General features: G+C 52.1%; 31 protein-coding genes. 18 read left to right on the top strand and 13 right to left on the bottom strand.

Features of this window, described 5'->3' with window-relative positions; translation table 11 throughout:
- Positions 1-87 precede the first annotated feature (87 nt).
- The 7 genes from CUN67_RS25375 (at position 88) to CUN67_RS25345 (ending at position 6,077) form a co-directional block, all read left to right on the top strand.
- The gene (locus CUN67_RS25375; protein ID WP_208718247.1) at positions 88-1,419 is read left to right on the top strand and encodes an MFS transporter; all 1,332 of its coding nucleotides are present in this window, start codon (positions 88-90) and stop codon (positions 1,417-1,419) included.
- 17 nt (positions 1,420-1,436) lie between these two features.
- Complete coding sequence (gene otnC, locus CUN67_RS25370) at positions 1,437-2,075, top strand: 3-oxo-tetronate 4-phosphate decarboxylase (protein ID WP_208718246.1); 639 nt, start codon at positions 1,437-1,439, stop codon at positions 2,073-2,075.
- Positions 2,076-2,112: 37 nt separating this feature from the next.
- On the top strand, positions 2,113-2,817 hold the full coding sequence (locus CUN67_RS25365) for a molybdate ABC transporter substrate-binding protein (RefSeq protein ID WP_208718245.1): 705 nt from the start codon (positions 2,113-2,115) through the stop codon (positions 2,815-2,817).
- Positions 2,818-2,855: 38 nt separating this feature from the next.
- Entirely contained in the window at positions 2,856-3,533 is a 678-nt protein-coding gene (locus tag CUN67_RS25360) for an aspartate/glutamate racemase family protein (protein WP_208718244.1), read from the top strand.
- A complete protein-coding gene (gene otnK / locus CUN67_RS25355; protein ID WP_208718243.1) occupies positions 3,527-4,798 on the top strand; it encodes a 3-oxo-tetronate kinase in 1,272 nt (423 codons plus the stop codon). The genes CUN67_RS25360 and otnK overlap by 7 nt, the downstream gene beginning before the upstream one ends.
- Positions 4,799-4,807: 9 nt before the next feature.
- A complete protein-coding gene (locus CUN67_RS25350; protein ID WP_208718242.1) occupies positions 4,808-5,593 on the top strand; it encodes a hydroxypyruvate isomerase family protein in 786 nt (261 codons plus the stop codon).
- 103 nt (positions 5,594-5,696) lie between these two features.
- A complete protein-coding gene (locus CUN67_RS25345; RefSeq protein WP_208718241.1) occupies positions 5,697-6,077 on the top strand; it encodes a hypothetical protein in 381 nt (126 codons plus the stop codon).
- Between the two features lie 61 nt (positions 6,078-6,138).
- On the opposite strand, the gene CUN67_RS25340 is transcribed toward CUN67_RS25345, so the two are convergent.
- Both CUN67_RS25340 and CUN67_RS25335 read right to left on the bottom strand, forming a co-directional pair.
- Complete coding sequence (locus CUN67_RS25340) at positions 6,139-6,594, bottom strand: nuclear transport factor 2 family protein (protein ID WP_208718240.1); 456 nt, start codon at positions 6,592-6,594, stop codon at positions 6,139-6,141.
- 48 nt (positions 6,595-6,642) lie between these two features.
- A complete protein-coding gene (locus CUN67_RS25335) occupies positions 6,643-7,197 on the bottom strand; it encodes a VOC family protein (RefSeq protein ID WP_208718239.1) in 555 nt (184 codons plus the stop codon).
- Positions 7,198-7,323: 126 nt separating this feature from the next.
- On the opposite strand from CUN67_RS25335, the gene CUN67_RS25330 reads away from it, so the two are divergent.
- The 4 genes from CUN67_RS25330 (at position 7,324) to CUN67_RS25315 (ending at position 10,090) form a co-directional block, all read left to right on the top strand.
- Complete coding sequence (locus tag CUN67_RS25330; protein WP_208718238.1) at positions 7,324-8,241, top strand: LysR family transcriptional regulator; 918 nt, start codon at positions 7,324-7,326, stop codon at positions 8,239-8,241.
- 136 nt (positions 8,242-8,377) lie between these two features.
- On the top strand, positions 8,378-8,779 hold the full coding sequence (locus CUN67_RS25325) for a nuclear transport factor 2 family protein (RefSeq protein WP_208718237.1): 402 nt from the start codon (positions 8,378-8,380) through the stop codon (positions 8,777-8,779).
- A gap of 42 nt (positions 8,780-8,821) precedes the next feature.
- On the top strand, positions 8,822-9,214 hold the full coding sequence (locus tag CUN67_RS25320) for a putative quinol monooxygenase (RefSeq protein ID WP_208718236.1): 393 nt from the start codon (positions 8,822-8,824) through the stop codon (positions 9,212-9,214).
- 336 nt (positions 9,215-9,550) lie between these two features.
- Positions 9,551-10,090 carry a DUF2058 domain-containing protein gene (locus CUN67_RS25315; protein WP_208718235.1) on the top strand — a complete coding sequence of 180 codons (540 nt, stop codon included), beginning with the start codon at positions 9,551-9,553 and terminating at the stop codon, positions 10,088-10,090.
- Positions 10,091-10,112: 22 nt separating this feature from the next.
- Here the strand turns inward: CUN67_RS25315 and CUN67_RS25310 are convergent, their stop codons facing one another.
- Entirely contained in the window at positions 10,113-10,811 is a 699-nt protein-coding gene (locus CUN67_RS25310) for an RluA family pseudouridine synthase (RefSeq protein ID WP_208718234.1), read from the bottom strand.
- 92 nt (positions 10,812-10,903) lie between these two features.
- Positions 10,904-11,791, bottom strand: a complete 888-nt coding sequence (locus CUN67_RS25305) for a LysR family transcriptional regulator (protein ID WP_208718233.1) — start codon at positions 11,789-11,791, stop codon at positions 10,904-10,906.
- Positions 11,792-11,927: 136 nt separating this feature from the next.
- On the opposite strand from CUN67_RS25305, the gene CUN67_RS25300 reads away from it, so the two are divergent.
- The 3 genes from CUN67_RS25300 to CUN67_RS25290 all read left to right on the top strand — a co-directional run bounded on the left by CUN67_RS25300 (position 11,928) and on the right by CUN67_RS25290 (position 14,147).
- Positions 11,928-12,551, top strand: coding sequence for a glutathione S-transferase family protein (locus CUN67_RS25300; RefSeq protein WP_208718232.1), 624 nt, complete (start codon positions 11,928-11,930; stop codon positions 12,549-12,551).
- A 21-nt stretch (positions 12,552-12,572) separates the two neighbouring features.
- Entirely contained in the window at positions 12,573-13,343 is a 771-nt protein-coding gene (locus tag CUN67_RS25295; protein ID WP_208718231.1) for an enoyl-CoA hydratase/isomerase family protein, read from the top strand.
- Positions 13,344-13,421: 78 nt separating this feature from the next.
- Positions 13,422-14,147, top strand: coding sequence for an SDR family oxidoreductase (locus tag CUN67_RS25290; RefSeq protein ID WP_208718230.1), 726 nt, complete (start codon positions 13,422-13,424; stop codon positions 14,145-14,147).
- A 40-nt stretch (positions 14,148-14,187) separates the two neighbouring features.
- Here the strand turns inward: CUN67_RS25290 and CUN67_RS25285 are convergent, their stop codons facing one another.
- Both CUN67_RS25285 and CUN67_RS30610 read right to left on the bottom strand, forming a co-directional pair.
- Positions 14,188-15,300 (bottom strand): alkene reductase, encoded by a 1,113-nt coding sequence (locus CUN67_RS25285; protein WP_208718229.1) that lies wholly within the window; start codon positions 15,298-15,300, stop codon positions 14,188-14,190.
- An 11-nt stretch (positions 15,301-15,311) separates the two neighbouring features.
- The gene (locus tag CUN67_RS30610; protein WP_302882771.1) at positions 15,312-15,446 is read right to left on the bottom strand and encodes a hypothetical protein; all 135 of its coding nucleotides are present in this window, start codon (positions 15,444-15,446) and stop codon (positions 15,312-15,314) included.
- 363 nt (positions 15,447-15,809) lie between these two features.
- Between CUN67_RS30610 and CUN67_RS25280 the strand changes: the two genes are divergently transcribed.
- Positions 15,810-16,211: an H-NS family histone-like protein gene (locus tag CUN67_RS25280; RefSeq protein ID WP_208718228.1), complete on the top strand. Its 402-nt coding sequence runs from the start codon at positions 15,810-15,812 to the stop codon at positions 16,209-16,211.
- A gap of 61 nt (positions 16,212-16,272) precedes the next feature.
- Here the strand turns inward: CUN67_RS25280 and CUN67_RS25275 are convergent, their stop codons facing one another.
- The 3 genes from CUN67_RS25275 to CUN67_RS25265 are packed head-to-tail and all read right to left on the bottom strand — an operon-like array spanning position 16,273 to position 18,017.
- Positions 16,273-16,998, bottom strand: coding sequence for an alpha/beta fold hydrolase (locus tag CUN67_RS25275; RefSeq protein ID WP_208718227.1), 726 nt, complete (start codon positions 16,996-16,998; stop codon positions 16,273-16,275).
- Positions 16,999-17,023: 25 nt separating this feature from the next.
- Complete coding sequence (locus CUN67_RS25270) at positions 17,024-17,332, bottom strand: AzlD family protein (protein ID WP_208718226.1); 309 nt, start codon at positions 17,330-17,332, stop codon at positions 17,024-17,026.
- Positions 17,322-18,017, bottom strand: coding sequence for an AzlC family ABC transporter permease (locus CUN67_RS25265; RefSeq protein ID WP_254711481.1), 696 nt, complete (start codon positions 18,015-18,017; stop codon positions 17,322-17,324). The genes CUN67_RS25270 and CUN67_RS25265 overlap by 11 nt, the downstream gene beginning before the upstream one ends.
- A 136-nt stretch (positions 18,018-18,153) precedes the next feature.
- Between CUN67_RS25265 and CUN67_RS25260 the strand changes: the two genes are divergently transcribed.
- A complete protein-coding gene (locus CUN67_RS25260) occupies positions 18,154-19,029 on the top strand; it encodes a LysR family transcriptional regulator (protein ID WP_208718224.1) in 876 nt (291 codons plus the stop codon).
- Between the two features lie 267 nt (positions 19,030-19,296).
- On the top strand, positions 19,297-19,905 hold the full coding sequence (locus CUN67_RS25255; RefSeq protein ID WP_208718223.1) for a hypothetical protein: 609 nt from the start codon (positions 19,297-19,299) through the stop codon (positions 19,903-19,905).
- An 87-nt stretch (positions 19,906-19,992) separates the two neighbouring features.
- Here the strand turns inward: CUN67_RS25255 and CUN67_RS25250 are convergent, their stop codons facing one another.
- A complete protein-coding gene (locus tag CUN67_RS25250) occupies positions 19,993-20,217 on the bottom strand; it encodes a hypothetical protein (protein WP_208718222.1) in 225 nt (74 codons plus the stop codon).
- Positions 20,218-20,390: 173 nt separating this feature from the next.
- Complete coding sequence (locus tag CUN67_RS25245; protein ID WP_208718221.1) at positions 20,391-21,875, bottom strand: PLP-dependent aminotransferase family protein; 1,485 nt, start codon at positions 21,873-21,875, stop codon at positions 20,391-20,393.
- Between the two features lie 36 nt (positions 21,876-21,911).
- On the opposite strand from CUN67_RS25245, the gene CUN67_RS25240 reads away from it, so the two are divergent.
- Positions 21,912-22,679, top strand: coding sequence for an arylamine N-acetyltransferase family protein (locus CUN67_RS25240; RefSeq protein WP_208718220.1), 768 nt, complete (start codon positions 21,912-21,914; stop codon positions 22,677-22,679).
- A gap of 247 nt (positions 22,680-22,926) precedes the next feature.
- Here the strand turns inward: CUN67_RS25240 and cspE are convergent, their stop codons facing one another.
- Both cspE and CUN67_RS25230 read right to left on the bottom strand, forming a co-directional pair.
- The gene (cspE, locus tag CUN67_RS25235; protein ID WP_016495754.1) at positions 22,927-23,139 is read right to left on the bottom strand and encodes a transcription antiterminator/RNA stability regulator CspE; all 213 of its coding nucleotides are present in this window, start codon (positions 23,137-23,139) and stop codon (positions 22,927-22,929) included.
- A gap of 297 nt (positions 23,140-23,436) precedes the next feature.
- Positions 23,437-23,652, bottom strand: a complete 216-nt coding sequence (locus tag CUN67_RS25230; RefSeq protein ID WP_084878987.1) for a YdgH/BhsA/McbA-like domain containing protein — start codon at positions 23,650-23,652, stop codon at positions 23,437-23,439.
- Positions 23,653-23,761: the final 109 nt, after the last annotated feature.

Here is a 23,761-nt window from a genome sequence, read left to right as displayed (position 1 = left end):
TAAAATCAAACAGCACTGCCTGTATTTCAGAATACAGACAGCAGGGTTTTTCGTGCTGAAAAAACGTTAGCCAACAGGAAAACTATAATGCGTAACTACCCTAAGATCAGATGGTTTATGATAATCATGTGCTTTATTGCCATGGCTATCAATTATATTGACCGCGTTAACCTCTCCGTCGCCACCCCGCATATCAAACATGACCTGGGGTTAGATGATGTCAGTATGGGCTTTATCATGGGGGCATTTTTCTGGACCTATGCCCTGATGCAAATCCCTGCCGGACGTTTGCTGGACAAATTCGGTGAACGCCTGGGCCTGACCATTGCTGTCGCCTGGTGGTCTGTCTTCACCGTGCTGACTGCCTGTGGTCGTGGGCTGATTTCGATGATGGGCTTGCGTATGTTGCTCGGCATTGGCGAGGCCGGTGGTCACCCAGGTTGTGCCAAAGTCGTTTACTCATGGTTCCCGAAAAAGGACCGTGCCACCGCCAGCGGGATTTTTAATGCCGGTCCGAGAGCCGGTTCCGCGCTGGCGTTGCCACTGGTTGCCTGGATCATCAGTACCTGGAACTGGGAAATGTCCTTTATTGTCACGGGCGTGCTGGGCATTGTCTGGGCCATCGCCTGGTATATTATTTACCGCACACCGGAACTGAAAGAAGGACTCAACGCCGTCGAGCGAGACAATCTGATCGCGGATCGTGGCCCGGCAAAAGCCAAAAGCAGTGGTAAGAAGGAGTGGTTGTTCCTGTTCCGCTACCGCACCATGTGGGGCATGATGCTGTCGTTCTTTTGCCTGAATATTGCCCTCAGTTTCTTCCTGACCTGGTTTCCGTCCTATCTGATGGCCAGCCAGGGATTCTCTCTGAAACAACTGGGTACGCTGGGGATGATCCCTCCGCTGGTGGGGATTCCGGCAAGTATGTTAGGTGGCTACCTGTCTGACTGGTTGTTCCGTAAAGGTTTCAGCCTGACATTCGCCCGTAAATCATGCCTGGTTCTGGGACTGCTGCTCTCGTCAGTCATTAGCCTGGCGACATACACCGACAGTATCCCTCTGATCATTACGCTGCTTTCAATTTCTTACGCCAGCATCGCCTTTTCGGCCGCCGTCGTCTGGTCGCTGCCTGCGGATGTCGCGCCAGGCAGTGAGTATGTTGGCACCATCGGCGGTATTCAAAACTTCGCCGGTAATCTGGCAGGCATTATCAGCTCCTCATTCACCGGGATCATGTTGTCGATGAACAACGGTTCTTATGAAGTCCCACTGGTCGCGACCGGCATTATCTGTCTGATTGGCGCGCTCTCTTACATCTTCATCGTGGGAAAAATTGAACCGCTGGGTTTAGTGGCATCAGATGCGGGCGAGAACACCTCACAGCGCCCATCGCATAGCGCAACAAAGCACGCAAATTAAATCGGGAAGGTATAAAGATGTCTCATGAAATCACCATTCGTGAAGAAATATGCCAGACAGGACGTAGCCTGTATCAGCGTGGTTTTACCGTCGGAAGTTCAGGGAATATCAGCGCCCGTCTGGATGACGGCTGGCTCATTACGCCGACCGACATCTGCCTCGGTGCACTGGAACCCGACATGATTGCCAAAGTGAGCGCTGAGGGGGAATGGGTTAATGGTGGTAAGCCCTCTAAGACCTTAACGCTGCATCGCACCATTTATGCCAACAACGATGCCGTGCACGGCATCGTTCATACCCATTCAACGCATCTTGTGGCGATGACGCTGGGTGAGGTATGGAGCCAGGAAGCGATTCTGCCGCCTATTACGCCGTATCAGGTCATGAAGGTGGGCAAGATTCCGCTCATCAACTATTGCCGTCCGGGTTCACCTGCAGTTGCGGTACAGGCCGGTCAGCTGGCCGCCACAGTCAAAGGGATCATGCTGGAACGTCTCGGACCGGTGATTTGGGGACCCAGCGTCACCAAAGCGGCGGAAATCCTCGAAGAGTTGGAAGAAACGGCAAAACTCTGGCTGATGAGCAACCCTAAACCCGACGCCCTGAATGCCGCCGCCATGCAGGAACTGTTCGATACGTTTGACTGCCAGTGGTAACGCGCTTCTCTCAAATTTTAACTTTCTGGAGCTATCAATGAATCACGCTGAAACCCAGGCTAAGACACTGAAAGTTTTTAGCACCCTGGCGGTGCGCGCCCCCTTTGACCGGGGAGTTTTGGCAGGCTTTGAACATCAGTCCGATCTCAGCTTTGAGTGGAGTCCCACCACCATTATTGAGCAGAAACTCTCCGAGGGACTTCATGCCGATGTGGTTATCGCGACCGATGATGCCATTGCTGGCATGGTCCGGAGCGGGTTAGTCAAACCAGAGAACTGTTTCAAACTGGCCACAGCTTATTTCGGCGTCGCCGTACCCGCAGGACAGACACCACCCGACATTGCCACGAAACAAGGCTTTCTTGATGCGCTGGTCCAGGCACGCTCCGTCGCTTACTCCCTTGGTGGCGCAAGTGGCATCTATCTGCAAAAAATTATGGCCGAACAGGGCGTGATGGAGCAGGTGGAGCCTAAGGCGACGAAAATCGCCCAGGGTTTTACCGGGGAAAAATTGCTGACAGGCGAGGCGGATCTTGCTGTCCAGCAAATGAGCGAACTGATGACCGTGGAGGGCATCACCATTGTCGGTGGTTTCCCGGATGAACTTCAGCATCTGACGCCATTCACAATTGCAGTGATGAATGATTGTGTTGACTGGGCCAGTGCACAGTCGTTTATCCATTATTTGCTCACGGAACAATGTCGTTCGGCTTATGCCAGCAACGGCCTGATGTGTCGCTAACGATTGCCGTAGCGCATCCCTATACGAGTGGTGATTTTATGTCCGAACGAGTTGTCCTGTTGCATGCCACACCTGTCGCCATGCAACCGATTCATCAAAGCTTCAACGCCCTCTGGCCCGAAGCGGAACTGGTTAACCTGCTCGACGATGGCCTGACCATTGACCGTGCCCGCGAGACCGACCTCTCTGCCAACATGATCGACCGGTTTGTGCGCTTTGGTCACTATGGCTTCAGTCTGGGGGCTGCCGGGATTCTGGTGACCTGCTCCGCCTTTGGCCCTGCGATTGATCAAATGGCCGCGGAGCTGCCCATTCCGGTGCTGAAACCGAATGAAGCGATGTTCCGTGCCGCACTGCAGCAGGGAAAACGCATTGGTATGCTGGCGACCTTCGCGCCTGCGGTGATCACCATGACCGAAGAGTTTAATGAATTCGTCGCCGGGAGTGGCAGCGACGCCACGCTGCAAACGATTGTGGTCGAAGAGGCTATCGATCTTTTACGTCAAGGCGATGCCGACACCCACAATCGCCTGATTGCGGCGCGTGCCCATGAACTGGCAGATTGTGATGTCATCATGCTGGCGCATTTCTCCACCTCCCGTGCGATGTCAGCAGTAAAAGAAAAGGTGTCGATTCCGGTTCTGAGCGCCCCTGACGCCGCAGTCAATCTGATGAAATCGCAAATTCAGGCGCAGGCAGGAGGATCATCATGCTGATAGGTGTTATTGCTGACGATTTTACCGGGGCGAGCGACATTGCCGTGACCTTATCAAAAGGCATCACGGGTGAAGGTGGCCTCAAAACGACGCTTTATCTGACCACCCCGCAACAGGCAGCTTCCCCGGATGTGGAAGCAGGCGTGATTGCACTTAAAAGCCGTTCCGTTCCGGCAGCCGAGGCCGTTGCACTGTCACTGGCGGCCTGTCGCTGGTTACTGGCCCAGGGCTGCCAGCAAATCGTGTTTAAATACTGTTCGACCTTCGACTCAACTGCCGATGGCAACATTGGGCCGGTGGCTGACGCGCTGGCGGCCTTGCTGGGTGAAAAAGCGGTGCCTGTCTGCCCCTCTTTCCCTGCCATGGGCCGGACGGTGTATCAGGGACATTTGTTTGTCCATGATCGTCTGCTGAATGAGTCTGGTATGGAGCATCACCCGCTGACGCCGATGAAAGATGCCGATATTCGCCGCGTGCTGAAACAACAATCCACCCGCACACCGGGGTTTATTGCCTGGCAAACGGTACATAAAGGAGCGGAGGCGTTGCGTGAGGCGCTGAATCAATCTGCCGCCAATGGCGATACGCTGACCGTCATTGATGCGCTTAACGATGAGGATCTGATTACCATCGCCAAAGTCAGTGCTGACTCGCGCCTGCTTACCGGTGGATCAGGTATCGCCATGGGTTTGCCGCATAATTTTATCGCCCGGGGTCTGGCTTCCGGCTCACAAAGTGATGTGCCCCATATTGAGGGTCCGGAAGCCATTCTGGTGGGCAGTTGTTCCAGTACCACCCTGCGGCAGATCTCAGAGCATGCCAAATCACATCCTGTGATGATGGTTAGCGTGGATGACGTGATGACGGGGAAAGTGAACGCCGCACAATTAGTCGATTTTATTCAAACCCACCAGGGTAAATCGCCGCTGGTGTTCACCTCAGGTGACAAGGCTGATGTGACCCGTGCTCAGAATACGTATGGCCGCGAGCAGGTCTCATCCACACTCGATGCGTTGTTTGGTACCACGGCGAAGAGCCTCGTCGACAGCGGCATTCGCAGGCTGGTGGTGGGCGGAGGTGAAACATCGGGAGCGGTGGTCAGTGCATTGCATCTTGGGGAGCTTAAAATCGGTAACGAGATTGATACTGGCGTACCTGCCCTGTTATCTCCCGGCGAAAAACCTCTGGCGCTGGCGCTCAAATCGGGGAATTTCGGCTCTGCCGACTTCTTTTCCAAAGCCGTAACCACGTTGCAGGGTAAATAAGGAGGCGAAATGACCACTCCACTGAAGTTCAGTGCCAACCTGAAATGGCTTTTCACCGAGTTACCTATTGAGCAGCGCTATGATGCCGCTGCGGCTGCGGGTTTCAAAGCGGCTGAATTTGCCTGGCCTTATGATCGCCCTGTCGCGTTGTTCAGAGATTTACTCAACAACAGCGGCCTGCGGCAGTTGCTGATCAATACGCCAACCGGAAAGCCAGGTACCGTTAAGGCTTCTGGTCAGGCGTGTCACCCTGACAGTATCGATGCGTTCAGAAGTGACTTCCTGAAGTCGCTGGAGTACGCCAACGGTATGGATTGCCGCATGATTCATCTGCAGGCCGGAATTCGCCAGCCGGATGTCAGCTTTGATGCCGCGTACACTACGCTGGTTAAAAATGTGCGCTGGGCGGCTGCACAGGCCGATAATGTCACTCTTGTTCTGGAAGCGGTGAACCCGAATGACATTACTGGTTTTATCCTCAGGACACAGGGCCAATCATATTCGGTTATCCGCGATGTCGGCGCAGCAAACGTAGGGTTGTTATTTGACGTTTACCATGTGCAACGCAGTGAAGGCGATGTCACCGCGCGTATGCGGGAATTTTTCCCTCATATCCGACATGTGCAGGTTGCTGACTCCCCTGGTCGCAATGAGCCGGGTACAGGAGAGCTTAACTGGTCTTTTATTTTCAATGCGCTGACAGAGCTTAACTACGAGGGCTGGGTGGGTTGTGAATACCGCCCTGCAACTGAGACGGTTGCCGGTCTGAAATGGCTGAGTGATTTCGTCAGGTAAGACAATAAAGCGGTGGTGATCGTCCACCGCTCCCTGCCAGAATACTCACCTTGCAATTCGATGCAGAGTTGATAAGAGTGTATTCACACAGGGAGATCCGTGAATGATTAGAAAAATCGCTTACAGCTTATTAATGGTATTAATCGGCGTTATTCTGACGCTTTCAACCCTTTTTCTCATGATGGCTTTTGGCCGCATTTTCCCTGCCAGTGAAGAGTTTCAGCAAGCCTGTCCCAATTTTGATACTGAGCAGATAAAAAACGAATTTATTCAGTCATGGTTTCGCATGGCAGCAAAAGATGACAGCCTGAAAGCGATTGGGTTGTCAAAGGTGGCGTTTTTTACCCATCCCTCCTTCGCCGGGAACAGTTGGTCAGGCGAACTTCTGGTGCTCGGTGAAAAAGGCAAATACTCGGCAACTGTCATTCTGGATTGCCGTAACGGCTTTTTTGATTACACCGGTCCATTTGAAATAAGCCCTTAAGCTAACCGGATGACTGCACAATAACTCGCTGGCAGATAACGTTACCCGCCAGCTACTGACATCATTTATTAAGAAACACACGGGCGCTCGACAGTTTTCCGTTGCTGACGGTCAAAACATCCTCGCCGCGCACCAGATACGGATTCTCTTTCGGGCCATAGCCCCATGTGACCCGGGCAACACCGTGGTTCCACTCCACCGGTGCCGGGGTAAAAATAAAACCAGGATGCTGCGACTGCACTCTGTTAATCGCGGCGGTGACCCGTTCAGTGCCTTCAAACAGACCATCGTAATCGGCAACGAAAAAGTCTGACGTGTAGACATCGGCAAATCCTTTAGCCCGTTCAACGGCATCGGTATTGTTCCAGATGGCAAAATGGCGATCGATTAACTGTTGCAGACCTGATGGCATAACCTCAGTGGTGCTGATGTTCATAGTGGTGTTCTCCGCGAATGAGATATTGGTTCCGGCCAGCAATACGCTCAGCAGGAAACCAGTGGTAATTAACGTTTTCATAGGATTCTCCAGAACAGGCGCGGCTTTGCATTGCCGCACCGGTGGGTATCAGTTGCCTTTTTTCACCTTGCCGACCAGTTCAATCTGCGAACCCCAGGGCGTCAGGAAATAAAACCATTGGGTGCCGTCGGCATTGGTCACCGGTTCGTTCAGCGTCTTCAGCCCCGCCTTTTTGATGGCCTGATAGCTGGACAGGACATCCGGCGTTCTCAGCGCAATATGGGTGGCGGCAGCGTCGTCTTCATGGGGATGCTGATGATTGATCTGCTCACCGCTGTACTGGAAAAGCTCCACACCGGTGCCATCCGGCAAACGCATCATCACAAAACGTTTTAACTCGCTGGACTGGTGCCAGTTAAATGCGGCTTTCCAGGCATCGGGAATCGCTCCGGGGGTAATGTCTGATTCCAGCTGCGCCCCAAAAGTGGTCTGGAAGAACGCGATTGCTTTGCCAATGTCCGGCACGTTGATGCCGGCATGATCCACACCCGAAATGCTCACCACCGGTGATGCAGACGCGCTGAATGCCGGAGCGGATGCACTGGCCATGCCCAGTAACAGCGTGGAAGCGAAAAGCGTTGAAGCGATGCGGTTGATTGTCATGTGTGTATTCCTTTTTCCAGTGGTTAGTCATGAACGACAGCGGTTGTTGTCGCGATGGAAAAAGCATATCGACGAATTGAACGCTTCAAAATAGAATGGTTTGAAACTCATCATTGCAGATTTGAAATGAACAAATTTCCCGACTTTGAAGGACTCGCGATGTTTGCCAAGGTGGCGGAAGAAGGTTCGTTCGCCGCAGCAGCGCGCGTGATGGGCGTATCTGTCCCCACGGTGTCACGTGCCGTGGCCCGTCTTGAGGAGCGTCTGGGTGGCAGGCTGTTTAACCGTACCTCCCGCCAGCTCGCGCTGACGGAGTTTGGCCAGAGCATGTCGGCGAAAGCATCGGAGATGTATCGCCAGGCGGAAGAAGTTGAGAGTGAGGCTCATGAGCTTTCCGTTCAGCCACGCGGACAGGTGCGTCTCGCCGTGCCGATGTCCTTTGGCCTGCGCTGGGTTGCGCCGCTCATGCCTGAACTGATGCGTCAGTTCCCGGAGCTGAGTGTGGATTTGCATCTTTCCGATGCATCGGTTGATCTGATCGCCGAAGGCTTCGATGCGGCATTGCGTATTGCGGCACTGCCAGATTCCTCGCTGGTGGCACGACGCTTATGCGCAGTGACGCAGTACCTGGTCGCGACACCCGGTTATCTTGCTGAGCACGGTGCGCCCGCTCATCCCCGGGAGCTTTCCACACGGCAATGTTTCAGTTATGCCTATCGCGCGCGTAGTCAGGTATGGCGTTTCACCCACACCACGGGTTTACAGGAAGACATTGTGCCAAACGGCCCCTTGCGCGTGACGAATTCCGATGCGCTCCTCCCACCGTTACTTGCAGGGCTGGGGATCTCTGAACTACCGGAATTTATCGCGACTGAGTATCTGCGCGATGGTCGTCTGGTGCGTTTACTGGAGGAATGGACCATGACCCAGGGCGGCCTGTATTTCGTCACCCCGACCTCGCGCAGTCGCCCACTCAAGGTCAGAGTGATCTCTGACTTCTTTGCCCGGCATCTGAGTGAACCAGACTGGCGCTGGCGCGGCTGATAGAGTTAACCCATCATTGCATAAATGAAATGATGGGTTTCATTCTTTGCTATTTTGCTAACACCTGAAGTTGATTATCGTGATTTCACACCGCCGAACGGGTGCGGACCATGACAACTTCAGGAGTAAACGCATCATGAAAACAGCCGTGCAGCTACTGCAAAATTATCTCGACAGCATCCAGAACCCTCACACCGCCGCTTCCCTTTTCGCCGCTGACGGCGTGCTGGAATTACCTTATCTCCAGACACTCGGTCTGCCGCATCGTGTGCAGGGACCGCAGGAAATTGAGGCCTTTATTGCCGGCCTGCTGAGCAAGGTCCCGGATTTTACTTTCCGCAATATTCAATTCCTGATTGATACGCCGACGCAGGCGTTCGGTGAATACAGTGTCGAAGCGGGCATTGCCGGCACTGACCGCGTCTATAAACAGACTTATGCCGGTCGCCTGGTGGCAGAAGACGGCAAGATAAAACTGCTGCGTGAATCACTGGACACGCTGGCCGCCTGGCGCGCGTTTTCCGGCGAACAGGGCTAAGTCACCCTTTACATCGATCATAAAAATCATCAGGAGCATGAAATGAATCAGCAAACTACCGACGCACGTATCTCATCTGCTGGCGATCATGACAAAACGCAACCGACTGAAATCATCGTCAGTGCGTACTACCGCGTACATCCGGATGATCGTCAGACATTTATCGATGCGGTTAAGCCGGAAATGCAGGCGGCACAGCAACTGCCAGGCTGTGTGTTTTATGCCTTTTCGCAGGATTTAGTGAATCCTGACGCCTTCCATTTATCAGAAGGCTGGGCCGACATTGAAGCCTATGAACGCCATGAACACTCCGCCACCTTCCTCAAGGCGCTGGCGACGGTGGTCAAAAATGTGCGTATCCTGCATCGGGAAGGCATCCGCTATGACGTGGCAAAACAGCATATCGACGATCCACGCGGCAAAGTCTCGTCCTGAGTGATATAAGCGGCTGCCAGTCATCGCGCTGGCGGCAAGGCTATCTTTATAGAAGAGCGTAATACGATACTTGACGGTTATCCCTCAAACGGTAAACCTTTCACCATAGCTGAAGCAATCCCGACCCGATGGTGATGGCAGAGCTGCACCGTCTGGCAAAGCTTTTTGGCTCACAGGATCCGGCCTGATAACGCTTATCCTTCCTCGACGGATAATACATACCATCAAACCCTGCTTTATGTACTATCAGGCCACATCCACCGATGATATGCCCTCCAGATTCATACCAATAACATGTATAATTTCACCAAATATCCAACCGGTTTAGATACGAAGATGACAAAACTTACCTTACAAGAGCAGATGTTAAAAGCAGGATTGGTGACCAGCAAAAAAATGGCCAAAGTCCAGAAAACGGCTAAAAAGTCACGAATTCAGGCTCGTGAGGCCAGGGAGGCGGTAGAAGAAAATAAAAAAGCACAACTTGAGCATGACCGAAAGCTGAGCGAACAACGTAAGCAAGAGGTTCTGTCTAAAGAGTATAAAGCTCAGGTGAAACAGCTGATTGAAATGAATAAAATCGAAATTTCAAAAGGTGATATTGGTTTTAACTTCACAGATAATAACTTAATTAAGAAAATATTTGTGGATAAACTGACGCAATCTCAATTGATTAGTGGTCGTCTCGCCATTGCTCGTGTGGTTATGGATAACAATGGTGAAAGTGAATACGCTATTATCCCCGCCAGCGTCGCCGATAAAATTTCGCAGCGAGATGCGAACAGTATTGTCTTAAATAGTGCGCTGAGTCAGGAAGAGCAGGATGAAGATGATCCCTATGCTGATTTTAAAGTGCCCGATGATTTGATGTGGTAATGAACCGCTACTTCAGACACTTTCAGAACGGGCTGGCGCAGCGAGCTGCGATGCTTTCTGCGCTGATGGGATGAACAAAATGCAACTCACTGGCATGCAGCATCAGACGCGGTATCTGTTCGGTGCCAGGCAACAGACGACCACCATACAGATCGCAGCCCAAAATCGGGTGTCCCAGCTGCTGGCAGTGAATACGGAGTTGATGAGTACGTCCGGTTTCCGGGGTTAGCTGTACCCGCGTTACTGGCAGCAACGTCCCATCTTCCAGCTCATGATAAAAGCGCTCCACCACCCGATAGCCGGAGCGAGCGGGTTTGCCGTGGACTGCGCAAATCAACATCAGCGGGAACAGAGCCGGATCCTTCGCAATCGCTGCGTCTATCACCCCTTCGTTGTCTTTCAGATGTCCACAAAGCAGTGCGGTGTAAACTTTGGTCACTGTACGCTGGGTAAACTGTTGACACAGGGCAGCATTAATCGCCTTGTTGCGGGCGATGACCATCAGCCCGGAAGTACCGAAATCAAGGCGGTGCACCAGCGTACAGCCGGGGAAGATCTGTACCAGCCGATGGTGAACTGAATCGAGATTTCGCGGATTTTTACCCGAGAGGCTGAGCAGCCCGGCGGGTTTATTGATCAGTACCAGATGATCGTCCTGATAGAGACACTCAATCTGGTCATGGCACGGCGGGGCAATAAAGGTATCAACAATTTCAGACATCAGGCTGCCCGGCTGGAGAGTGGGAGCGGATGATAACGAATTTCAGGCCGACTGGCGAATTCCCGCGGCAAGGTCACTTGGCACACCCAAACTTATTTCCCATTCGCCTGCACGGCGGTTTCAACAAACGCCGCAAACTGGCGGGCTTTGGCTGTGGCCATACGTCCGCCAGGAAAAACTGCCCACAGGTCAATGTCTGGCAACGTCCAGTCGCTGACCAGACGCTCGACGGTGCCGTCGGCGATTTCCTGAGAAAACATCCAGTCTGACGCAACGGTTAGCCCCATATGCGCCAGCACTGCCGCCCGGACCCCTTCCGCTGCGCTGAGATGAAGCCGCCCTTTTAACACCACATTCTCCACCTCGTTTCCCCGGCTGAACTGCCATGTATCATTCAGCTGGCTGAAAACCAGCGCCTCATGCTGGCTAAGTTCGCTCGGATGTTTCGGGTAACCGTAACGGCTTAAATATCCCTTTGTGGCCAGTACCGAACGCTGCGAGGTCGCCAGTTTTCGTGCCACTGCCCCCGAGTCCTGCAGGGTTCCCATCCGCAGGCAAATATCTATGCCTTCAGCAACCAAATCGATGGGGCGGTCATCGAGTTTGATATCGATTTTCAGCTGCGGATGCTGCGACATAAATTCTGGCAGGTGCGGAATGACATGAAGCCGGGCAAAGGTCGGTGCGGCGGCAACCCGCAGTATGCCTGAAAGACCCTTGTCAGCGCCGCGCGCTGCCATCTCGGCTTCCTCCGCTTGCTGCAAAGCAATACGGACGCGCTCATAAAATCGTTGTCCCGCTTCGGTTGGCGTCAGCCCATGCGTGGTGCGCAGCAATAAACGGACTTCCAGATGCTTTTCCAGCTGAGCAATGGTCTTCGACACTGCGGGCTGACCAATATCGAGTATGCGCGCCGCTGCCGAAAACGAACCAGCATCAACAACCTGAACATACATCTGCATCGCCTGAAAGCGATCCATGATATTCCTCCCAGGAATAGCAATTATGGTTTTTGGCTATCTGCCATTACCCCATGACAATAGCAGATACTCCACTTCAACGACAACGCGGCTGAACTGACAGCCCCGGTTAGCCTGATAAATGTGGAGCCAGAAAATGTACGAACTTTACGCCTTTGCCACACCCAACAGCATTAAGCCCGCCATCCTGCTGGAAGAACTTGAACAGCCGTGGGAACTGCACGCTGTTAACGTTCGCCAGGGTGCGCAAAAACATCATGACTTTCTGCAACTGAATCCCAACGGCAAAGTGCCGGTTCTGTTCGACCACAACACCAATATGGTGCTGAGTGAGTCAGCGGCCATTCTGGTTTATCTGGCTGAGAAGCACGCTGCCCTGCTTCCCTCAACAGGACTGCCCCGCGCCAGGGTTTTCGAGCAGCTTTTTTTCCATGCCTCGGCAGTCAGTCCCGCATTCGGCCAGGCCGGATTCTTCAACCGGCTTGCCAGTGAACCCCAGCCACTGGCACAGCAACGCTTTAACGCTGAAGCCATCAGGGTCAGCAGCCTGCTGGAACGTCAGCTGGCTAACACCCCCTGGCTTGCTGGTGATGAGTACACCATCGCTGATATCGCTCATTACGGGTGGCTGTGGCGACGTGAATTTGCTGGCGTCAGTCTCGAAGCACTCCCCAATCTCACCCGCTGGTTTGAAACCGTATCTGCACGTCCCGCAGTCATGCGTGCTGTCACAAAACTGAACGCTTTAATCGAATCCTGATAACCCGGAAGGAAAATGACTATGTCCCGTTTCGAAAATTACCGTCACAGCTTCAACAATGCGCGCCTTACCCGCTCAGACAGCGGTGTACTGGAAGTGATGTTTCACACGGAGGGTGGCGCTTTGCTGTTTAACGGCCATACGCACGAAGAATTTGTCGAACTGTTTCATCAGATCGGTGCTGACCCGGATAACCGCGTGGTTATCCTGACCGGTGCAGGCGATGCTTTTATGGAAAATATCAGCCCGGAAGGGTTCGATTTCTTCACGCCTCGTGGCTACGACAAAATCTATCGCGAAGGCAAAAAGGTACTGATGAATCTGCTGGACATTGAAGTGCCGGTCATTGCGGCATTAAACGGCCCGGTTCGTCTGCATTCAGAATACGTACTGCTCTCTGACATCGTGCTGGCAACACCCGATACCGTCTTTCAGGACAAACCTCATTTCGAATTTGGCATTGTGCCGGGAGACGGCGTCAACCTGTTGTGGCCTGAAGTGATAGGCAGCGTGCGTGGCCGCTATTTTCTGCTGACACGTCAGGAACTGGACGCGGCAACCGCAAAAGACTGGGGCGTCGTGAATGAGGTTCTGCCGCGTGACACCTTACTGACACGCGCCCACCAGCTGGCAGAATCGCTTGCCGCCCTGCCACCCCTGACCAGCCGTTATACGCGCATCGCACTGACACAGAAATTGCGTCGCATCATTGATGAAGGGGCGGGTTACGGTCTGGCGCTGGAAGGGATCAGTGCCGCCGATGTGGCTTTACAGGCAGCGTCTGCGTCTTAATCGCAATTGCAGGCACTTTTATTTCTCCGGCGCAAATCATTGCGCCGGTTTTTGTCGTTTTGCCGATTGGAGGAAGATATGAATCCGCAAAGAACGTTTCTCATTACCGGAGCCAGCAAAGGTATCGGTTACGCATTATCTCAACGCCTGGCCGCAGCAGGGCATACCGTGATTGGCATTGCCCGTCACAGCCCTGAGCGGGATTATCCCGGCCATTTCATCACGCTTGATCTCGCCGATACGCAGGCAGTCCAGCTAAGACTGCGCGACTTAAGTGCTGAGTTTACTCTCGACGGCGTCATCAATAACGTTGGGCTGGTACGCCCACAGTGGATGCCAGATGTGACACCTGACGTACTCGATGAGGTACTCAGGGTTAACTTGCATCCCGCGCTGCTGGCGGCTCAGGCTGCCTTGCCGGGTATGCAGGCTCGCGGCTGGGGCAGGATTATCAATATTGCCAGCCTGACGGTACTCGGCGTGCCGCAGCGAACGTCATATGCTGCCGCCAAGGCGGCATTAGTCAGCTTTACCCGCAACTGGGCGCTGGAACTGGCCACGCAGGGCATTACGGTGAATGCCGTCGCACCTGGCCCGACGGAGACAGAGCTGTTTCGCGCCAGCAATGCGCCGGGCAGTGAAGGCGAGCAACGCTATCTCGCCAGTGTCCCAATGAAACGCTTCGGGAAACCTGATGAAATTGCTGCTGCTATTCATTTCCTGTTATCAGAAGAGGCGGGGTTTATTACCGGACAGACGCTGTATATCGATGGCGGCGCTTCGATAGGGGTATCTCAGATTTAATGCTCACAGATGAGGGCAGCCATAGGGCTGCCCTGATTCATTATCTCGCATAGGCTGGAAAATCAGTATATCCCCGGGCGTCACCGCCAAAGAACGTATCGCGCTGATACTGTGCCAGCGGATAGCCATGCCTGATTCGCCCTGGCAGGTCAGGGTTCGAGGTAAACAACCTGCCGAACGCAATTAAATCAGCCTCACCCGCATCCAGCATTTTTTCAGCGGCTTCAGGCTTGAAGCCACCTGCTGCGATAATGATGCCGTGATAAAACTCCCGTAGCTGACGACTGGCAATGGGTTCAGCGTAGTCACCCGTTTCCCGATCTTCCGGCCCGACAATTCGTGGCTCGATGATATGCAGGTAGGCCAGCCCCGCATCATTAAGCTTCCCGGCCAGATAACTGAAAGTTGCCGCCGGATCGGTATCGTGCATATCGCCATAAATACCGCTGGGCGAAATGCGCACCCCCACCCGCCCCGTTCCCCATACCTCTGTCAGCACTGAAACAGCTTCCAGCAGGAAGCGTGCACGGTTTGGCCGGCTCCCGCCCCACTCATCCTGACGGTGGTTACTGCCGTCCAGAAGAAATTGTTCGGGCAGGTATCCGTTTGCGGCATGGAGTTCAACACCGTCGAAACCCGCAGATTTTGCCCTGATTGCGGCAAGACGAAATTCTTCTATGATTTCGTAGATTTCATGCTCATCCAGCGCACGAGGTTCAGGGAACAATTTGCCCTCGTAACTACCGTCTTCATTTTTACCCACGCCGTAAGTATCGCGTGCCAGCAATGCAGAGGGTGCGACGGGTTGATGTCCCTCTGACAGCTCCGGCAACGACTGCCGCCCAGGATGCCACAGTTGCAGCACAATCTGGCCACCCTGTGCATGAACGGCAGCAACCACACGTTGCCATCCGACGGACTGAGCATCATTGAAGATGCCTGGCGCATCGGCATAGGCATTGGCGAACGGTGAAATTGCGGTCGCTTCCGCAATCAACAACCCACCCTGACTGGCGCGCTGACGGTAATATTCAACCATTAAATCACCGGGGATGCCGCCAATATCGGTGCGCATCCGCGTTGCCGGTGCCATGACGACACGATGCTGAAGACGCAGTTTTCCAGCCGTTATGGGGGTAAATAATGTGTTCATTTGTCGCTCTCTCATTGAATGATGAGAAAAGCATAAAGAGATGAGTTAATGTCAGAAACGCTTTCACCCGCATAACCGCTATGCCACTCAGGAATACCGTAAACCCGTTGGAAAAATATCTTCCCTTGCTTATTCAGCATCAGCATCCAGCGTCTCCATGATCGCAGGGGCATTCTTACGAAATAATTACACTCATGTATTATCTGTTCGGTTATCCCTGGATTTTGGCGCACCACACTTCGCCGGGATGATAGAAAATATCGAAAGTAAATATTTTTTTGTGCCCTGGCATTAATATTTGTCTGAAAAATCGCTGGGTGATCAAAGTTACCGCAGTTGTTAAGCAATATTGTTCTGTGTAAAAGACACAATTTAACTTCTTTTTTATTAACCTTCATGTTTTACTTTTCAGTAATGGAGTGTATGTATATACTCTGTTTACGGCTGTATCCTATTTTTTTAAAAAAACCATCTTTATTCAATTTACAACCCGGATTTTGGAGATCTCCATGAGTGAGTCACTTAAAGCGTTAAATAATATTCGTACACTGCGCGCCCAGGCACGTGAACTGGCTCTGGCTGATCTGGAAGAAATGCTTGAGAAATTCAGCGTGGTCGTTGCTGAGCGTCGTGAAGAAAGCCATGCTGAGGAAGCTGCTGTTCGTGAGAAAGCAGAAAAGCTGGCTAAATATCGTGAGTTACTGCTGGAAGACGGTATTGATCCCAATGAATTACTGGGATCCCTGCAAGGCGCAGGTAAACCGCGTGCCAAACGTGCACCGCGTCCTGCTAAGTACAAATATACCGATGAGAACGGCCAGGAAAAAAACTGGACTGGTCAGGGACGTACTCCCGCTCCGATTAAAGCTGCCATCGACAGCGGTAAATCACTGGATGACTTCCTGATTTAATTGCGTTTCAGTCTTAATTATTGCGGGCAGTTATGTGGGGTTTACTCTCCACATAACTGTTTTATTTTATGACATCACCTTCCTGGTGTGATTCCGCCACCATCAGCCATTGGATAATAGTCTGAGCCAGCTCTTCAGGTTGTTCCAATGGGATCATGTGCCCACTTCCGTCAACAATCTGCAGTGAGGCGTTGGGTATCGCTGCAACTAATTCACTCGCTTCCTCCATGGAGCGAAGACCATCATTAGCACTCGCAATAACCAATGTTGGACAACGGATTGTTGTGGCCGGAACATCGGTACGGCGTAGTGATGACTGATCGACAAACGCCTGGTAACCCAAACGACATCCCATCTGTTTAATATGAGAAATCAGCTTTGTATCCAATGCATTACGCGGATGTAGTGATTTGGCGATCGATATACGGCTCAGTCCTTTGAAAGTCGATGCCGAGAGCGCCTGTATGGCTTGCTGCTTTGATTCCATCTGTTGTTCGGTATCTTCACGCAGGGAACTGGCGATAATCACTAATGCATCCACCCGATGCGGAAAATCCGCTGCCAGCTGCCTGGCAATATATCCACCTAACGAGAAACCCACCAGGACGAATTTGGGCGGAAGATGATCAGCAAGAGCATGGGCTATTTCCCTGATGGTCTTTCCACCGCTGAGTGACGCGTTAAAAACGGACCATTCTTTCGTCAGGTTTTCCCTGAATTTATCCCAGAGTGTCTCATCCAGCATGTAGCCAGGAATCAGAACAATTGAGCGTGGAACAGTATTCACTTCGATCCCCATTGTGTGAGAATAACTAAAAGCTCCTGATGAAAGCCGCCACGATTATACCGCAACTGATCGCCGGTAAAGGCTTTTTCAGCAACAGCATCATCACTGCGGTAGTCAGCAATGCCATGCGTGCACCATTATCCCCCGTCACCGCCATCGGTGTCAGGATGGCCACCAGTACGGAACCCGACATGGCCTGGATGAACAACTTAATTCTGTCACCGATCGGCACCAGTGACATAATGTAAACTCCCGCCCAACGGGTTACCAGGGTGACCAATGCCATCACCAGAATAATGATCAGCGCCCCTGTTCCTGAGGTTTCAATATTCATTTTTCGCCGCTCCTGACGTTATTCCAGCAATACCACCCGCCAGCGCGCCAACAATGACGTGGCTGTTTTCCGGCAGATACCGGTAAGCCACCAGTGATGAGATGGCTGCGACTATCCAGATAAAAAGTATCCTCAGGTTCTTTTCGCCTTCAAAGACCATCGCGAGCAGGAAACAGCCCATGACCATGTCCAGCCCCAGGCTTTTAACATCCCCAACGGCATTGCCAAAATAAAGACCGAGTAAAGTACCGAGTACCCAAAAAGACCAGAGCGCCAGGCCACCACCAAACAACAGACCGAAGCCAGGTTGACCTCGGCTGAATGCCTGGATTGACATCGCCCAATTAGCGTCGGAAACAACCAGCATCACGCCGTATTTTTTAGCTGACGGTAATACACGCAGCCACGGATATAAAGTGGCTCCCATCAGAAGATGTCGGGCATTGATGGCGAAAACCGTCAATGCCAGTGTGATGATCGGAACCTGAGATCCCCATAGATCCAGCGCCGCAAACTGGGCGTAACCGGCAAAAACCAGCGTGCTCATTGTGGCAGCAGTCTGATGGCTGAGACCTTGCTGGGTTGCCGCCAGACCGAACGCCGCACCGAAGATCATGACAAATACTGATACGGGTAAAAGCTGTCGGAAGCCAGACCAGACCAATGTCCTGTCCAGTTGATACATCCTGCTATGAGGGCTAACCATCGCCTAATCCTTCGTCTGTATGCACTTTCAGCCATGACTATGCCGGGATAACCTTGTTGATAAAAACGGATAATTCATGTTTATACTATTCGAATACCGAATAGATGAGGCGGGTATGACATTTCAGGATCTTCAGGTGGACTGGCTTAAATGCTTTGTTGCGGTAGTGGATGCAGGATCGCTTTCTGCTGCGGCACCAGAAGTTCACCGCTCCCAGTCGGCAGTCAGTATGCAACTTAAAAAGCTGGAATCTGCGCTGGGTTGCCAGCTACTGATGCGTGGACCGCGTCAATTACAGCTCACGGCAGAGGGGCAGAAATTGCTGGGATATGCACGCCGCATGCTCGATCTGCATGCTCAAACGCAAGCAGCATTTCGCGGGAAAGAGGTTGCTGGCCGAATCCGGCTGGGCGTACCTGACGACTATGCAGCAAAATACCTGACTCCCGCGCTCAAAAAGTTCGCCCTGCATCATGGTTCAGTGGAAATCGAGCTGAGTTGCGAACAATCAACTTCACTGATCCCTCGCGTAGAGAGTGGGGATCTGGATCTGGCACTGGTCTCCCGGGAATATCCCAATCAGGGGACGTTATTATTTTACGAGCCGATAGTGTGGGTCGGTTGCCCACAATTCGAAGTCTGGCGACGGGATCCCTTGCCGATTGCAGTTTATGAAAGTGAAAGTCTCGCCAGGCGTAGTGCCATTAACGCCCTGGCATTGCAGGGGCGTCGCTATAAGGTGGTTTATCATAGCTCCAGCCTGGCCGGACAGATCGCCGCAGTGGAAAGTGGATTAGCTGTTGCAGTGCTGACGCAATGCAGTGCCCCTCCTCACCTGGATATTCTGGGCAGCGATCACAGGCTGGGACCGCTGGAACCGATGGAGGTGGCCGTGTTCAGAAGCCGTGCTTCAAAGGGGGCTGAGGCGGTTGACCGGTTCTATGACCTGTTAATCAGGACACTGAGGATTTCTGAGACAGCGCAGATATAGGAGTATTGTAAATAATGCCTGCTTCTGATTGATGGTGATAGCAGGCCTTAATCTATAAACACTCTTGATAAAAATTTTGACTCAAAACTCAAGAACCCGATAAAAACATAACTTATGTATGTATTAAATTTCCCTAAGACCAGCAATTCATAAGAAAGCCTAAACTCAGACTGTCGCGAAAATTAAATTCCAGCTTGAATTAGATTCTCACTTCGACTAACAATGATAGATTGGTCTTCGTGAATGATGAAAAACAAGGAAGCTAACATGAGCATAAAATTTTTCCCCAGTCATTTATCTTACAGGTTAGATATAAGTAAAGTGTCTGCGGCCGATCTAAAAAGACACGAATTATATTTCAGCAGAATAGAAATTTCAGAAACTCTTTTCTCTGCTTTACATGATTATTACTCCTCTCGTAATTTCTTTTGGAAAGAGTTCGAAAGTGAGCATATCGATCACTGTTTTAATAATATTTATTACGCCGTCGGCTTTACACTCACACAAATCACTAAGTATAAATACAAGAAAAAATTCTTTCTTGATCCATTACTAAATCTGACTGATTTTAACAGAAAGATAAAAATGAGTTATATCAAACCCACCGAAGCAGAACTTGCGCAGCTTGATGTGTTATTAATGATTGGAGAAGAATACTATGACATTTTTCATTTGCTTTCAGCAATATTTAGAAAATACAACAACGAAATAATAGATGCCAGCATATACCAGGACCAAACCCTTTATAAGGAGCTAACAAAGCATGCTTACCTGGACCTGGTTTCTCCTCAGTATTCCAGGGAACACTATCAAAAAGTAAGAGATGCGGAAATAGCAGAAATGCTGAGAAAGGATAAAGAGTTAGAAAATGAATAAAATAACAGTGATGGATGTGAACACAGCCGTTGAATTCAGGCACCTTTCTAAGCATTGAGAAAAAATAACAGGTTAAAGATGTGTGACTCACTCTGATGAAGATGGCCATTTTTCTTCATATCCCTCACCCCACTGAGATTTAATGATCACTTTACCTGGGTTTTTCCTTGCCCATTCACTTGCCTCTTTATAAGATTTAAACGTTCTCTTTGAATTATTTATCAGCGCTTCATGAAAATAGTCCTGGTTAATTCCATCAATCATAGATTCAACGCTTTTCCCTGCTCCGAATATACGTTCAAAATCCCCCACGGTATTCTCCTCGCTTAATCAGGTGTGTAAATCATTACAAAGAAAAATCACACCCAATGCAAGTTACTTTAACGACTTAACGCTACACATGGCGATGGTGAACTTTTTTCCGGAACACGGTTCGATGCCGGTGACAGCGGTAGTCGCCCTGAAAGAGCGATATTGCGTAGCAGCTAAAGTTCAGCAGCCAGTTCATGGCACAGCGCGCCGATCTGTTCCACTGCCTTTAGCAACTGGGCCGTGGGTTCGTTCGCACAGTTTAATCGCAGAAAGTTCTGCAATTCTGCGCCAGGAGAAAACAGGGGGCCCGGGCTGACACCAATGCCCAGCGCCAGCGCGCGACGATGTACCTCCAGCGCATCTATCGGGTGCGGCAGTTCTACCCACAACAAGAACCCGGCTGCTGGCATGGCAATTCGTGTGCCGGGCGGAAAGCTCGCCTCGACACTGGTGATGACGGCTTGCACCCCCTCTGCGATCCGCAATTTCAGGCGTCGCAGATGTCGTTCGTAGTCGCCACTTGCCAGTACTTCACTCGCCGCGGCTTCAAGCTGCGGCGCGCCTGCCCAGTCTCCGGCCATGCGAGCCTGCAATACCTGTGCATGATAGCGTCCAGCCGCAATCCAACCGATGCGCCAGCCCGGCGCAAGGGTTTTGGACAACGAACTGCAGTAGATAACATTTCCGCTCAGGTCGAATGCTTTACAGGCCGGAGGACGCTGCCCCTCGCCCGCCAGATCGCCATACACATCATCCTCAATGAAAGGGATGCCCGCCCGTGCCAGCATGGCCACAAGTTCCCGTTTACGCGCCACGGGCATGCTGGCACCGAGCGGATTTTGCACCGTGGGCGAGGCCAGCACGGCAGCGGGACGGTGGCACTCAATGGCTTCAGCAAGCGGTGCCAGCAACAAACCTTCGGCTGGATCCGTGGGGATTTGCAGTGCCTTCAGGCCTAAGTCCTCCAGCAGCAGGAGCGTACCGAAGTAGGCAGGCTGCTCGATCGCCACCACATCGCCCGGCTGGCACACGGCGCGGAGAGCCAGACGCAGCGCCTGCGTCGCGCCAGCAGTGATGACGAGATCATCCGAACTAAAACGGGCCCCCCACTGTGCAGCGCGTGCAGCAATCTTACTACGCAGATCTGCTCTGCCCGGAGGCAGGCTGTAACTCTGCCCACGCGCCTCCAGGCGACGACCTGCGGCCTGCAGCGCCCGCTGCAGGGTATCTGTCGGCAGCCAGGCGGGATCGGGCAGCGCTGCCCCGAGCGGCACCAGACGAGATTCTGCGCTGCTGAACAGTGAACGCGCGACGGCTGACATTGTCACCGGCACGGGGCCGGGCAACGCCTGGGATGGCTGCCCGACCAGGCTCCGGCTGACGAAGTAGCCTGAGCGCGGTCGGGCGACAATCAGGCCTTCCGCCTCAAGGCAACGCAGTGCTTCCAGTGCCGTTGGCAGGCTGACCTGCTCGCGTTCGGCCAGTTTACGAGCGGAGATCATTCGATCGCCGGGTCGCAACGCACCTGAGGCAAGGGTAAGCCGCAGCATTTCAGCGATCCGGCGGTAATGAGAGGACGGCAGGGATGGGACGGACATGACGATCTGTACAGTCTGATTTTCGATAAATCTGACTATACAGACGAAGCGGTGTGCCATCTATAGTGTCGAACACCATCCAGTCAGGGAGGCATTATGCATAGCGACAATTTCGATCTTTCCACCTATTTCCATCGTATTAACTATTCCGGGCATGCGGCTGCCGATACTGCCACGTTGCACGCCATCATGCGCCATCAACTCTTTTCGGTGCCATTTGAGAATCTGGATGTGCAGGCCGGCAAAGTCGTCTCACTGGTGCCGGAAGACATTGCCGACAAGCTACTGAATCATGGCCGGGGTGGCTACTGCTATGAGGTCAACGGGCTATTTGCCATGGCGCTGCAAGCGTTAGGTATTCCCTACCGTTTCATCGCGGCACGGCCGATGTTCTACCCAGCGCGCCGACCGAAGACCCATATGGCGTTAATTGCTGAAGTCGATGGCCGTCAGTGGCTTTGCGACCTTGGGTTCGGTAGCTACGGTATCCGCGCGCCGGTGGCCTTAGACAGGCTCGATACCGATATCGTGCAGGATTTCGACACTTTCCGACTCACCTGTGACGCGCATGGCAACTACCTGCTGCAGGCGAAGGTGGAGGGTGAATGGGCGAATCAATACGGCTTTGATCTGTCACCCCAGGAATGGGTCGATTTCGTCCCGGCCAACTATCTCAACTCCACCCACCCCGATGCGATCTTTGTACAGAAACTGCTGATCGTGCAGCACCGTCCCGAGGGACGGCTAATCCTGCTGGGCGATATGCTGAAGACGGTCACTGCAGATGGCGTGGAAAAACAGACGCTGGCGGAAAACGACATTGCTCATGTACTGGCGAACCACTTCGCTCTGTCCGTCCCGTGATCAATCGGCGCGTGGTCGGTTACGCCGGAATTGGTGATCGAATTGGGTCGGAATATGCATCAGCCGAGGCTGATTCAATGAGTAACTCTGATCCGTCCCTTTTCCAGACAGGAAAGAGAGTGGTCGTCCAAAATTAATGCAATAAAAAAACCCGCACTGGGCGGGTTCATTTTATTATCAGTAGAGCTTAGCTGCTCAGGCTATTGCCTTCATCGCTGTTGTAAGTACCACTGATAATCAGCGCGGCTTACAGCGCGGTGACGTTTCCGGCCGCAGGGCCTTTAGCGCCACTTTCGATGGTGAAGGAGACTTTCTGGCCTTCATCGAGGGTTTTGTAGCTGTCACTCTGGATAGCGGAGAAATGTACAAATACATCTTTGCTGCCATCGTCTGGAGTGATAAAGCCAAAACCTTTATCTGAGTTAAACCATTTTACTAAACCAGTCATTTTATTAGACATAGATACTTCCTTAAATTTATGAGCCACTAAGAGCGGCAGAAATGGCCTGTAATGAGAGAGTGACTTATTTGGCACTTAGGAGGAGGCTCATGAAGAAGGGTATCTGCGGATAACACTTGAACTGAGGACTGCTTTACTAAAACTGCTTTCATAAGGTCTGTATTCCAAACCGAGGGCGCCATTAAGACACAGCGAAATGAATTTAGCAACGTTTATGTTTTTTTATTTTATCCGCTTACAAACGGAAAAGGCCGCCTTGCGGCGACCTCTTCCGGCACTTCCCTGTACGACCATCCATTATTTGTACAGTTCTGCGGTCATGTGAACACGGTTATTGGTGTTCGCTTCGGTAATTTTGTACTGCGCACCCTGCTGTGCTGCCTGAGCGGCGATTTTCGCTTCCGCACCGTCCAGTGTTGAAGAGGTGACGGAGATGCTCTGAGCAAAGCTGCCAAATGACATCAGTGAAAGAGCAGCGACAGCGGCGATGGACATTGCTTTGATAGTTTTCATGGTCTTAATCCTTAATTTGTCTGTTTAGAAGGCTGTGTGCCTTCGATGGAAGCAATAATAACCTTAGTTATCATTTCACGATTGATAATTAGTGCGATATTAGTGCGAT

It is taken from the genome of Pantoea cypripedii, from assembly GCF_011395035.1.
Lineage (GTDB): Bacteria > Pseudomonadota > Gammaproteobacteria > Enterobacterales > Enterobacteriaceae > Pantoea > Pantoea cypripedii_A.
Note: the sequence above shows the minus strand (reverse complement) of the source record. Positions and strands in the feature narration are given on the sequence as shown.

Excerpts from the sequence above, each read along its gene's own strand:
- CUN67_RS25265 (WP_254711481.1), bottom strand. The coding sequence starts at position 18,017 with ATGTATCAACTGGACAGGACATTGGTCTGGTCTGGCTTCCGACAGCTT.
- CUN67_RS25315 (WP_208718235.1), top strand. The coding sequence starts at position 9,551 with ATGACAAAACTTACCTTACAAGAGCAGATGTTAAAAGCAGGATTGGTG.
- CUN67_RS25285 (WP_208718229.1), bottom strand. The coding sequence starts at position 15,300 with ATGAACACATTATTTACCCCCATAACGGCTGGAAAACTGCGTCTTCAG.
- CUN67_RS25310 (WP_208718234.1), bottom strand. The coding sequence starts at position 10,811 with ATGTCTGAAATTGTTGATACCTTTATTGCCCCGCCGTGCCATGACCAG.
- CUN67_RS25330 (WP_208718238.1), top strand. The coding sequence starts at position 7,324 with ATGAACAAATTTCCCGACTTTGAAGGACTCGCGATGTTTGCCAAGGTG.
- CUN67_RS25320 (WP_208718236.1), top strand. The coding sequence starts at position 8,822 with ATGAATCAGCAAACTACCGACGCACGTATCTCATCTGCTGGCGATCAT.
- CUN67_RS25340 (WP_208718240.1), bottom strand. The coding sequence starts at position 6,594 with ATGAAAACGTTAATTACCACTGGTTTCCTGCTGAGCGTATTGCTGGCC.
- cspE (WP_016495754.1), bottom strand. The coding sequence starts at position 23,139 with ATGTCTAATAAAATGACTGGTTTAGTAAAATGGTTTAACTCAGATAAA.
- CUN67_RS25345 (WP_208718241.1), top strand. The coding sequence starts at position 5,697 with ATGATTAGAAAAATCGCTTACAGCTTATTAATGGTATTAATCGGCGTT.
- otnC (WP_208718246.1), top strand. The coding sequence starts at position 1,437 with ATGTCTCATGAAATCACCATTCGTGAAGAAATATGCCAGACAGGACGT.
- CUN67_RS25230 (WP_084878987.1), bottom strand. The coding sequence starts at position 23,652 with ATGAAAACTATCAAAGCAATGTCCATCGCCGCTGTCGCTGCTCTTTCA.
- otnK (WP_208718243.1), top strand. The coding sequence starts at position 3,527 with ATGCTGATAGGTGTTATTGCTGACGATTTTACCGGGGCGAGCGACATT.
- CUN67_RS25245 (WP_208718221.1), bottom strand. The coding sequence starts at position 21,875 with ATGGCACACCGCTTCGTCTGTATAGTCAGATTTATCGAAAATCAGACT.
- CUN67_RS25305 (WP_208718233.1), bottom strand. The coding sequence starts at position 11,791 with ATGGATCGCTTTCAGGCGATGCAGATGTATGTTCAGGTTGTTGATGCT.
- CUN67_RS25290 (WP_208718230.1), top strand. The coding sequence starts at position 13,422 with ATGAATCCGCAAAGAACGTTTCTCATTACCGGAGCCAGCAAAGGTATC.
- CUN67_RS25240 (WP_208718220.1), top strand. The coding sequence starts at position 21,912 with ATGCATAGCGACAATTTCGATCTTTCCACCTATTTCCATCGTATTAAC.
- CUN67_RS25360 (WP_208718244.1), top strand. The coding sequence starts at position 2,856 with ATGTCCGAACGAGTTGTCCTGTTGCATGCCACACCTGTCGCCATGCAA.
- CUN67_RS25300 (WP_208718232.1), top strand. The coding sequence starts at position 11,928 with ATGTACGAACTTTACGCCTTTGCCACACCCAACAGCATTAAGCCCGCC.
- CUN67_RS25365 (WP_208718245.1), top strand. The coding sequence starts at position 2,113 with ATGAATCACGCTGAAACCCAGGCTAAGACACTGAAAGTTTTTAGCACC.
- CUN67_RS25295 (WP_208718231.1), top strand. The coding sequence starts at position 12,573 with ATGTCCCGTTTCGAAAATTACCGTCACAGCTTCAACAATGCGCGCCTT.
- CUN67_RS25270 (WP_208718226.1), bottom strand. The coding sequence starts at position 17,332 with ATGAATATTGAAACCTCAGGAACAGGGGCGCTGATCATTATTCTGGTG.
- CUN67_RS30610 (WP_302882771.1), bottom strand. The coding sequence starts at position 15,446 with ATGCTGATGCTGAATAAGCAAGGGAAGATATTTTTCCAACGGGTTTAC.
- CUN67_RS25280 (WP_208718228.1), top strand. The coding sequence starts at position 15,810 with ATGAGTGAGTCACTTAAAGCGTTAAATAATATTCGTACACTGCGCGCC.
- CUN67_RS25335 (WP_208718239.1), bottom strand. The coding sequence starts at position 7,197 with ATGACAATCAACCGCATCGCTTCAACGCTTTTCGCTTCCACGCTGTTA.
- CUN67_RS25375 (WP_208718247.1), top strand. The coding sequence starts at position 88 with ATGCGTAACTACCCTAAGATCAGATGGTTTATGATAATCATGTGCTTT.
- CUN67_RS25260 (WP_208718224.1), top strand. The coding sequence starts at position 18,154 with ATGACATTTCAGGATCTTCAGGTGGACTGGCTTAAATGCTTTGTTGCG.
- CUN67_RS25325 (WP_208718237.1), top strand. The coding sequence starts at position 8,378 with ATGAAAACAGCCGTGCAGCTACTGCAAAATTATCTCGACAGCATCCAG.
- CUN67_RS25350 (WP_208718242.1), top strand. The coding sequence starts at position 4,808 with ATGACCACTCCACTGAAGTTCAGTGCCAACCTGAAATGGCTTTTCACC.
- CUN67_RS25255 (WP_208718223.1), top strand. The coding sequence starts at position 19,297 with ATGAGCATAAAATTTTTCCCCAGTCATTTATCTTACAGGTTAGATATA.